We start from the raw sequence: 9,964 nt of genomic DNA, 5'->3' as shown, positions 1-9,964 counted from the left end.
CGGCTGGAAAGGTAAGCGGGCATCCAGATCATCAGGCCGTAATAACCAAAGTTTTGCACTGAACAAAGGATAAAAATGCCCAGGCTGGCTTTGGCCGTTGCGGCGTCTTTAAACAGCAGCTTCAGCCTGGCGGCGAAGGATAATCCCTGGTGTACATCTACGTGGCGCGTAAAGCCTTCCGGTTCGCCCAGCCCACGGCGGATAAAAAACGATGCAGCTGCAGGCAGCAGCCCGACCAGAAACATACCGCGCCAGCCGATATAGCCCAGCAGCAGCGGCGTGATAAAAGCCGCCAGCAGCACCCCCAGCTGCCAGCCGATGCCAACCCAGGCGGAGGCACGGTTACGCTTGCTGGCGGGCCAGGCTTCAGCAATCAGCGCCATGCCGATGCCAAATTCGCCCCCCAGCCCCACGCCGGCCAGCGTGCGGTACGCCAGCAGATCCCAATAGCCCTGTGCAAACGCGCAGAGGCCGGTAAACACGGAAAACATCAGAATGGTAAAGGTCAGCACGCGAATGCGGCCCAGCCTGTCGCTAAGGTGACCGAACACAATGCCGCCAATTACCGCCCCAATCAGCGTCCAGGTGACCAGGGAGCCGGCCTGAGAGGGATTGAGCGCCAGAGAGAGGCTGATGGCAGGGAGCATAAATCCGAGGATCAGTAGATCGAAGCCGTCCATTGCATAGCCGCTAATCGCAGCCAGCATTGCTTTGCCTGGCGTTACGCCTTTTTTAGGTTGAGTCACGGGAGTGCCTTGCCGGTGTTAAGTGCGGCAAGTATAAATTATGAGCGCGGCCAGACCAACTGATAGCGTCAGGCTGGCTGCGCGGGCAAACGGGGGGTTCAGGCCGGCTTGTCGTCGCTTTCGCCGGTCAGCAGTTCGTCCAGCTTGTCGCCACCCACGTGACGGAAATCCTGCCCTTTCACGAAATAGAAGATGATTTCGCAAATATTCTGGCAACGGTCACCGATACGCTCGATAGCGCGTGCGCAAAATAGCGCGGTCAGCACGCTGGGAATAGTGCGCGGATCTTCCATCATATAGGTCATCAGCTGACGTACGATGCCCTCATATTCCTGATCGACCTTTTTATCTTCCCGATAAATTTCAATGGCTGCGTTCAGATCCATACGCGCAAAGGCATCCAGCACGTCGTGCAACATCTGAATAGTGTGGTAGCCCAGCGATTCCAGGCTTACCAACAGCGACTGATGCTGCTGCCCAAACTTTTCCAGCGCGGTGCGGCTGATTTTTTCCGCTACGTCGCCAATGCGTTCCAGTTCGGAAATGGTTTTGATGATCGCCATCACCAGACGCAGATCGCTGGCGGTAGGCTGACGCTTGGCAATAATGCGCACGCACGCTTCGTCAATCGATACTTCCATCATGTTGACCTTCTGGTCGCCATCGATCACGCGCTGCGCCAGCTCGGCGTCCTGGTTGTGCATGGCGACAATAGCATCCGTCAGCTGCTTTTCCACCATGCCGCCCATCGTCATCACCTGGGTACGAATGTGCTCCAGCTCGGCGTTGAACTGCCCGGAGATATGTTTATTCAGGTTGAGATTATCCATGCACTTCTCCAGTCAACTTAACCATAGCGGCCAGTGATATAGTCTTCGGTTTGTTTTTGGTGCGGTTTGGTAAACAGCGTATCCGTATCGCTGAACTCGATCAGCTCGCCCAGATACATAAAGGCCGTATGGTCGGAACAGCGCGCGGCCTGCTGCATGTTATGCGTGACGATCACCACGGTATAATCCTGTTTCAGCTCGGTGATCAGCTCTTCGATACGACCGGTAGAAATCGGATCCAGGGCGGAACATGGCTCATCCAACAGCAGTACTTCTGGACGGATAGCGATGCCGCGAGCGATACAAAGACGCTGCTGCTGACCACCAGAAAGGCTGTAGCCGCTCTGCTGCAGTTTATCTTTGGTTTCCGTCCACAGAGCCGCTTTGGTCAGCGCCCATTGTACGCGCTCATCCATTTCGGTACGGGAAAGTTTTTCAAATAAGCGCACGCCAAAAGCGATGTTATCGTAAATCGACATCGGGAACGGCGTCGGTTTCTGAAACACCATGCCTACGCGCGCACGAAGCAGGGCGATATCCTGACTGGCGGTCAGAATATTTTCGCCGTCCAGCAGGATCTCGCCTTCTGCACGCTGCTCCGGGTAGAGCGAAAACATCTTGTTGAACGTGCGCAGCAAGGTTGATTTACCACAGCCCGAGGGGCCGATAAAAGCGGTTACCTGGTTTTTAGCAATATTCAGATTGATGTTCTTTAGCGCATGAAACTGGCCATAATAGAAATTCAAATCACGAACCTGAATCATATTCCCGGAAATGTTGTCAGCCATTCTTTTTCTCTCTTATGCACGCCGCCGCAGCCACGCGTTGGATCAATGTTTGCTTTTGGCAAAAATCACGCGCGCCAGAATATTTAAAATCAGCACGCAGACGGTAATCAGCAGCACGCCTGCCCAGGCCAGGCTTTGCCATTCAGCAAACGGACTCATGGCGAATTTAAAGATCGTGACCGGCAGGTTAGCCAGCGGCTGCAGCATATCGGTACTCCAGAACTGATTGGAGAGTGAAGTAAACAGCAGCGGTGCCGTTTCGCCAGCGATGCGGGCCACGGCCAGCAGGATGCCGGTCAGAATGCCGGATACCGAAGCTTTCAGCGTAATGGCCGAGATCATTTTCCATTTAGGCGTGCCCAGCGCGTATGCCGCTTCGCGCAGGCTGTCCGGCACCAGCTTTAGCATGTTTTCCGTGGTGCGGATAACAACGGGGATCTGCAACAGCGCCAGCGCTACCGCACCCGCAAGTCCGGAAAAGTGCTGCATCCGTGCAACCACCAGCGTGTAGACAAACAGGCCAACCACGATAGAAGGCGCGGAAAGCAGGATATCGTTAATAAAGCGGATTGTTTCTGCCAGCCAGCCTTTACGGCCGTATTCCGCCAGATAAATACCGGCAAGGATGCCCAAAGGTGTGCCGACAATCGTCGACCAGAAAATCAGCAGGCCGCTGCCCAAAATGGCATTAGCCAGGCCACCGCCTGCCGTGTTAGGCGGCGGCGTGTTTTCCGTAAACAGCGACAGCGTCATGCCGTCCACGCCGCGCGTGATCGTTGCCCACAGGATCCAAATCAGCCAGAACAGGCCAAACGCCATCGTCAGCAAAGAGAGCGTCAGCGCAATACGGTTTTTCATCCGCCGCCACGCCTGCATTTTACGGCGTGAGGCTTCCAGTTCCGCGCGAGACTGCATGGCCATCATGCTCATGAGCGCGCTCCTTCACTTTTCGCCAGGCGAATAATCATTAGCTTTGAACAGGCCAGCACGATAAAGGTAATCACAAACAGGATCAGTCCCAGCTCCATCAGCGCGGCGGTATGCACACCTGATTCTGCTTCGGCAAATTCATTCGCCAGCGCAGAGGTAATGCTGTTACCCGGCATAAACAGTGAGGCACTGTCCAGCTGGTAGGTATTACCAATAATAAAGGTTACCGCCATGGTTTCGCCCAGTGCGCGCCCAAGCCCCAGCATGACGCCGCCGATAACGCCGTTTTTGGTAAACGGCAGCACGATGCGCCAGATGACTTCCCAGGTGGTGCAGCCGATGCCGTAAGCAGACTCCTTCATCATGACCGGCGTCTGTTCGAAAACGTCACGCATGACCGAAGCGATATAGGGAATGATCATGATCGCCAGAATAATACCGGCAGCCAGGATACCGATACCGAAAGCCGGGCCGGAGAACAGCGCACCGATAATGGGCACATTGGCCATCAGTTCGCCCAGCGGCGTCTGGAAATACGTAGCAAACAGGGGCGCAAAGATAAACAGGCCCCACATGCCGTAAACGATGCTGGGGATAGCGGCCAGCAGCTCGATTGCCACGCCCAGGGGACGGCGTAGCCAGTTTGGCGCCAGCTCGGTGAGAAACAGGGCAATACCGAAGCTTACCGGCACGGCAATGACCAGCGCGATAACGGAAGTTACAAGCGTCCCGTAAATCGGTACCAGCGCCCCAAACTGTTCGTTGGGGGCGTCCCAGGTTTTGGTCCACAAAAAGGAGAAGCCAAATTTCTGGAGGCTGGGCCACGAGGAGACAATCAGCGAGACAATAATGCCGCCGAGCAACAGCAGCACGATTAGCGCGGCCAGCTTAACCAGTGCACCAAAAATGAGGTCACCCCGCTTGCCGGGGGCTTTGAATGTCGGCCTGGATGTAGCCATAAAATTCCCGATAGTCAACGTCTTGGGCGGCACGTGGCCGCCCAAGACTGGCTGCTTTGCGCTTAGTACAGCGCTTTGCCCGAGCTGTCTTTAATAGTCGTTTTCCATGCGGCGCGGATCTGCTCTACGACGGAGTCTGGCAGGGCGGCATAGTCCAGGCTGGTGGTGACCTTGTTACCGTTTTTATAAGCCCAGTCAAAGAACTTCAGTACGGCGGCACCCTTTGCGGCATCAGCCTGGTTTTTTTGCATCAAAATGAAGGTGGTGGAGGTAATAGGCCAGGCGTTATCGCCTTTCTGGTAAGTCAGGTCCTGCGCGAAAGACTTGCTCCAGTCCGCGCCTTTCGCCGCGTCGCTGAAGCTTTGTTCGCTTGGGGCAACCGCTTTGCCGTCGGCATCCAGCAATTTGGTATAGGCCAGATTGTTTTGTTTGGCGTAAGCGTATTCCACATAGCCAATAGAGCCAGGCAGACGCTGTACGAAGGCGGCTACGCCGTCGTTACCTTTACCGCCCAGGCCGGCCGGCCAGTTAACGGTATTGCCTTTACCAATTTTACTGTTCCAGTCGCTGTTTACTTTCGCCAGATAGCTGGTGAACACAAAAGAGGTGCCGGAGCCGTCAGCGCGACGCACTACGTTGATATTGGCATCTGGCAGTTTGACGCCCGGGTTCAGTTTAGTAATGGCCGGGTCGTTCCATTTTTTTACGTTGCCGAGATAGATATCACCTACGGTTTTGCCATCCAGCGTCAGTTCACCCGATTTCACGCCAGGAATGTTTACTGCCAGCACGACGCCGCCGATCACGGTAGGAAACTGGAACAGACCATTTTTCTGCAGATCTTCTTCTTTCATTGGCGCATCGGACGCACCGAAATCGACAGTCTTAGCGATGATCTGTTTCACACCGCCGGAGGAACCAATGCCCTGGTAGTTAATCTGCGCGCCTGTTGCTTTGTTATACTCGGCTGCCCATTTGTTATAGACCGGTGCCGGGAAAGTCCCGCCCGCGCCCGTCAGGTTGTCGGCGGCAAAAGCGGAAACCGCGCTCAGCGACAGCGTGACGGCCACACAACGAGCCAGGTTTTTTTGCATCAGTGTCATATTCCCTCCAGGGGATTAAAGTCAGTCTTTATACTGTTTTAGTATGAATAATGATTGCTGCTGGAGGCAAAATAGGACAGTTTGATGACAGTAAAATGTCCGCTATATGACAGTTTTGTGACGGGTATCTTTTATACGGGGACCCTGGAAAAGATGGGCTCTTTTTTATGTTATTAAGCTTAGTCCGTTGCGGCTTCATGGCGCTAATAACGCACGCAGCGCAGATATATGGCCTGTCCGGAAACTTTATCGCGAGAGACCTGAATCGCCATCGCTTATCACTGTAGAAGCGTTATTGCCCTGCCTTTTCTCTGCAGAAAATTCATTTTTTATCCAAATTTCCATCGCCTGAGTCATTTATTATTAAACCCGAAGACGCGATGGAAGGCAGTTTTTTTTGCCTCGCTTTTTATGGAATGAAAGACACTATTAAGGGCAATTATTATGAAACACACAGCAAAAATAACCATCGGTAGCCTGCTGCTGGCCGCTACTGTCGGGCTGGCTCAGGCAGGAGAACAGCCGCCCTTCTCGGATCCTACTTTTACATCAGACAACGACAGGCTGATCGCCTATGCCGATCACGATGGGGCTTTTTACCCTTCCTTTGTTCGAATCAGGGACATGAGCGAGCTGATTGCCACTAATCAGGCGTTGCAGAAGAAGGTGGAGCAGCAGCAGGACAGACTTGAAAAGCTTGAGCGGCAGGAAGAAACAACGACAATGGATAAACAGTTTCAGGAGCTGAAAAAAAGCGTAGAGGAAAAAGACCGGGCAAACCGTGAATCCCAACAAACGGTGCAAAGTCTTAAGGATCAAATCAGCGATCTGAAAAGGACGCTGGATGAGGTTAAAAATAAAATTAAATAACGCGCCGACCTTTCAGAAGATCGGCGCGTTAGTCGGTTACTCTACCGTAACCGATTTCGCCAGATTACGTGGCTGGTCAACGTCGGTGCCTTTAATCAGCGCGACGTGGTAGGAGAGCAGCTGTAGCGGTACGGTATAGAAGATTGGCGCAATCATCTCTTCCACATGCGGCAGCGGGATAATACGCATGCCTTCGCTGGCCGCAAAACCCGCATCCCTGTCAGCGAACACATACAGCAGGCCACCCCGTGCACGGACCTCCTCAATGTTCGACTTCAGTTTTTCCAGCAGTTCATTGTTTGGCGCGACAACAATCACCGGCATATCGGCGTCGATCAGCGCCAGCGGCCCGTGCTTCAGCTCACCCGCCGCATAGGCTTCGGCGTGGATATAAGAAATCTCTTTCAGCTTCAGCGCCCCCTCCATTGCGATGGGATACTGATCGCCACGCCCCAGGAACAGCGCGTGTTGCTTATCGGAGAACTCTTCTGCCAGCGCTTCAATCTGCTTGTCCTGAGACAGCATCTGTTCGATACGGCTCGGCAGCGCCTGCAACCCCTGCACGATATCGTGCTCAACCTGCGCATCCATTCCTTTCAGGCGGCCAATCTTCGCCACCAGCATCAGCAGCACGGTCAGCTGCGTGGTGAAAGCTTTAGTGGAGGCCACGCCGATCTCCGTACCGGCTTTGGTCATCAGCGCCAGATCGGACTCGCGCACCAGCGAAGAGCCGCCCACGTTGCAGATGGCCAGCGAGCCAAGATAGCCCAGCTCTTTCGACAGACGCAGCGCTGCCAGCGTATCGGCCGTTTCACCGGACTGCGACAGCGTAATCATCAGGCTGTTTTTACGCACCGCCGATTTGCGATAGCGGAATTCAGAGGCGATCTCTACGTCACAAGGTACGTTAGCCAGCGCTTCAAACCAGTAGCGGGAGACCATGCCGGAGTTGTACGAGGTGCCGCAGGCCACGATCTGAATATGTTCAACCTGCGCCAGCAGCGCGTTAGCGTCAGGACCCAGCTCGGAAAGATCGATCTCGCCGTGACTGAAACGCCCAGCCAGGGTGTTTTTGATCGCCATCGGCTGTTCGTAAATCTCTTTCTGCATATAGTGACGATACGGCCCTTTGTCGCCCGCGTCATACTGCACGTTAGATTCGATTTCGCTGCGCTGTACGCGTTCGCCCAACCGATCGAAAATCACCACGTCACGACGGCTGATTTCTGCGATATCACCTTCTTCCAGATAAATAAAGCGACGCGTTACTGGCAGCAGCGCCAGCTGATCGGAAGCGATAAAGTTTTCACCTACGCCCCGACCAATCACTAATGGGCTACCGGAACGGGCAGCGACCAGCACGGCCGGATCGCGGCTATCCATAATGACCATACCGTATGCACCGCGTAGCTGCGGGATGACGCGCTGTACCACTTCGCGCAACGAGCCGCCTTTCTGTTTCTGCTCCCAATGCACCAGATGCGCGACCACTTCCGTATCCGTTTCGGAGGCAAAGCGATAGCCCAGCGCTTGCAGCTGCGCACGCAGCGGTTCGTAGTTTTCGATAATGCCGTTATGCACAACAACGATATGTTCTGAGATATGAGGATGCGCATTGGCTTCCGACGGCTCGCCGTGGGTGGCCCAACGCGTGTGCGCAATACCGGTACCGCCAGCGAGAGGCGTGGTTTCCGCCGCTTCAGCCAGTTTTTGCACCTTGCCTACACGACGAAGGCGAGTGGTCTGTCCTTCGGCAGTGACAACGGCCAGCCCTGCGGAGTCATAACCGCGATATTCCAGGCGACGTAATCCCTCTAACAGAATTTCTGCGATATCACGCTGCGCTACTGCACCAACAATTCCACACATAGTAGTTTTCCTGACGTTATGGCTTTTGCCATTAACTTTGTCTTCTGCCTGTTTGTTCCGGTATGTTCCGGTTCCCCGAGCCTTGTAGAGAGTGGGGATTATTTTTATGGGGGATGGCTGGCATCCCTTACTGCTATCGGGCGATCTTTGCCGCCCGTAAAATTATTTTTTCTTCGCCGGACGTTGCCAGTCGGTTTTGAGATTTTGCTCTTTACGATTGTAGGCCAGACCCGGCGCGGCGATATCTTTCATTACCGTGGTACCGGCGGCAATAGTTGTCCCGGCAGCAACCGAGACCGGCGCCACCAGCTGCGTGTCCGAGCCTACAAAGACGTCATCGCCGATTACCGTCAGTGATTTATTCGCGCCATCATAATTGCAGGTGATAGTCCCTGCTCCGATATTCACGTTAGCGCCAATCTCTGCATCGCCAAGGTAGCTAAGATGGCCGGCTTTAGAACCTTTGCCCAGCGTCGCCTTTTTCATTTCGACAAAGTTACCGACATGCGCGCCAGCAGCAAGCGAGCTGCCGGGACGCAGCCGCGCAAACGGGCCGACCGTGCAGTCTGCCGCCAGTTCGGCATTTTCCAATACGCTGTACGGGCTGATTTCGCAGTCGTCACCAATCACGCAGTTTTTCAGCACGCAGCCGCTGCCGATTTTAACGCGGTCGCCAAGCTGCACGTTACCTTTAATAATCACATTGGTGTCTATTTCAACATCGCGACCGTGCTTAAGCTCACCCCGAAGATCGAAACGCGCCGGATCTTTCAGCATGACCCCCGCCAGCAGCAGTTTTTCCGCCTGCTGAGCCTGATAAACACGCTCCAGCGTCGCCAGCTGCAGCCGGTTATTGACGCCGTCGGTTTCTGAGCTGCGCGCAGGCTGCACCGTTTCTGTGATGCGGCCTTCCTGATGCGCCATTGCGATGATATCCGTGATGTAATATTCGCCCTGAGCGTTGTCATTGGTCAGCTTGCTCAGCCAGCGCTTTAAGTCGCTGCCGTTGGCCAGCAGGATACCGGTGTTTATTTCACGAATTTCCTGCTGTTCCGGCGTGGCGTCTTTCTGTTCCACAATGCCCACGACCTGGCCCTGTTCGCGAAGGATGCGGCCATAGCCGGTGGGATTATCAAGAATGACCGTTAACAGCGCGATGCCGCCCTGCGGTTTAGCCTGGCGAAGGCGCTTTAGCGTTTCTGTGGAGATTAATGGCACGTCGCCGTACAGCATCAGGATATCTTCGTCATCGGCAAAATAAGGCGCGGCCTGCTGCATAGCGTGACCGGTACCCAACTGCTCGGCCTGCAATATCCAGTTCAGCGCGGGATCCTTCAGGGTCGACTGTAAACGCTCGCCACCGTGTCCGTATACCAGATGGACTTTATCAGCGCCCACGCCGTGCGCGGCGTCAATGACGTGTTGTACCATTGGTTTACCGGCCAAAAGATGAAGAACCTTGGGGAGATCGGAGTACATACGGGTTCCCTTGCCTGCGGCAAGGATGACCACGCTCAGCGCACTGTTTGACATAGATAGCCTGCTTGATGTTTAAGGTCTGCTTTCACGGCAAAAGTAAACCTATTTTGCGGCAGAAATACTACTTCTTTTACCGTTAAAAAATACTTTTACCTTCGCGAACAGAGGCAAGGTTCCTGACGCTTCCCTCGACAGAAGCAAGGGCACTGACGCTACAGTGACGCTTCCCTCAACAGAGGCAAGGGCACTGATGCTACAGTGACGCTTCCCTCTGCGCTGGCATAATATCATCAAAGCACACACATTCCTTGCCGTTGTAATGTTTTCTCTGGATGGGAGGGAAATATCAGAGCGCTCTTTTTTTAAACCACTCAGAAAATTTTTGCTGTA

General features: G+C 54.2%; 10 protein-coding genes. 1 reads left to right on the top strand and 9 read right to left on the bottom strand.

Annotated features, from left to right (window positions below):
* The 6 genes from RTK32_RS13355 to pstS form a co-directional block, all read right to left on the bottom strand.
* Positions 1–707: MFS transporter (locus tag RTK32_RS13355; protein WP_312044707.1), on the bottom strand; the 707-nt coding region annotated here is incomplete at its 3' end.
* A gap of 137 nt (positions 708–844) precedes the next feature.
* Positions 845–1,576 (bottom strand): phosphate signaling complex protein PhoU, encoded by a 732-nt coding sequence (gene phoU, locus RTK32_RS13350; protein ID WP_312044705.1) that lies wholly within the window; start codon positions 1,574–1,576, stop codon positions 845–847.
* Positions 1,577–1,593: 17 nt separating this feature from the next.
* On the bottom strand, positions 1,594–2,364 hold the full coding sequence (pstB, locus tag RTK32_RS13345; protein ID WP_312044703.1) for a phosphate ABC transporter ATP-binding protein PstB: 771 nt from the start codon (positions 2,362–2,364) through the stop codon (positions 1,594–1,596).
* A gap of 42 nt (positions 2,365–2,406) precedes the next feature.
* Complete coding sequence (gene pstA, locus RTK32_RS13340) at positions 2,407–3,294, bottom strand: phosphate ABC transporter permease PstA (protein ID WP_312044701.1); 888 nt, start codon at positions 3,292–3,294, stop codon at positions 2,407–2,409.
* Positions 3,291–4,253, bottom strand: coding sequence for a phosphate ABC transporter permease PstC (gene pstC / locus RTK32_RS13335; protein WP_312044700.1), 963 nt, complete (start codon positions 4,251–4,253; stop codon positions 3,291–3,293). The genes pstA and pstC overlap by 4 nt, the downstream gene beginning before the upstream one ends.
* Before the next feature lie 62 nt (positions 4,254–4,315).
* The gene (pstS, locus tag RTK32_RS13330) at positions 4,316–5,356 is read right to left on the bottom strand and encodes a phosphate ABC transporter substrate-binding protein PstS (RefSeq protein WP_312044698.1); all 1,041 of its coding nucleotides are present in this window, start codon (positions 5,354–5,356) and stop codon (positions 4,316–4,318) included.
* 444 nt (positions 5,357–5,800) lie between these two features.
* Between pstS and RTK32_RS13325 the strand changes: the two genes are divergently transcribed.
* Positions 5,801–6,226: a hypothetical protein gene (locus RTK32_RS13325; protein ID WP_312044696.1), complete on the top strand. Its 426-nt coding sequence runs from the start codon at positions 5,801–5,803 to the stop codon at positions 6,224–6,226.
* Between the two features lie 36 nt (positions 6,227–6,262).
* Here the strand turns inward: RTK32_RS13325 and glmS are convergent, their stop codons facing one another.
* From glmS to RTK32_RS13310, 3 genes are all read right to left on the bottom strand, one after another.
* On the bottom strand, positions 6,263–8,095 hold the full coding sequence (glmS, locus tag RTK32_RS13320) for a glutamine--fructose-6-phosphate transaminase (isomerizing) (RefSeq protein ID WP_312044694.1): 1,833 nt from the start codon (positions 8,093–8,095) through the stop codon (positions 6,263–6,265).
* A 162-nt stretch (positions 8,096–8,257) separates the two neighbouring features.
* Positions 8,258–9,628, bottom strand: coding sequence for a bifunctional UDP-N-acetylglucosamine diphosphorylase/glucosamine-1-phosphate N-acetyltransferase GlmU (gene glmU / locus RTK32_RS13315; protein ID WP_312044692.1), 1,371 nt, complete (start codon positions 9,626–9,628; stop codon positions 8,258–8,260).
* Between the two features lie 48 nt (positions 9,629–9,676).
* The coding region (locus RTK32_RS13310) for a hypothetical protein (protein ID WP_312044690.1) at positions 9,677–9,964 on the bottom strand (288 nt) is incomplete at its 5' end.

This window comes from Erwinia sp. (assembly GCF_031978025.1).
Classification (GTDB): domain Bacteria; phylum Pseudomonadota; class Gammaproteobacteria; order Enterobacterales; family Enterobacteriaceae; genus Erwinia.
Note: the sequence above shows the minus strand (reverse complement) of the source record. Positions and strands in the feature narration are given on the sequence as shown.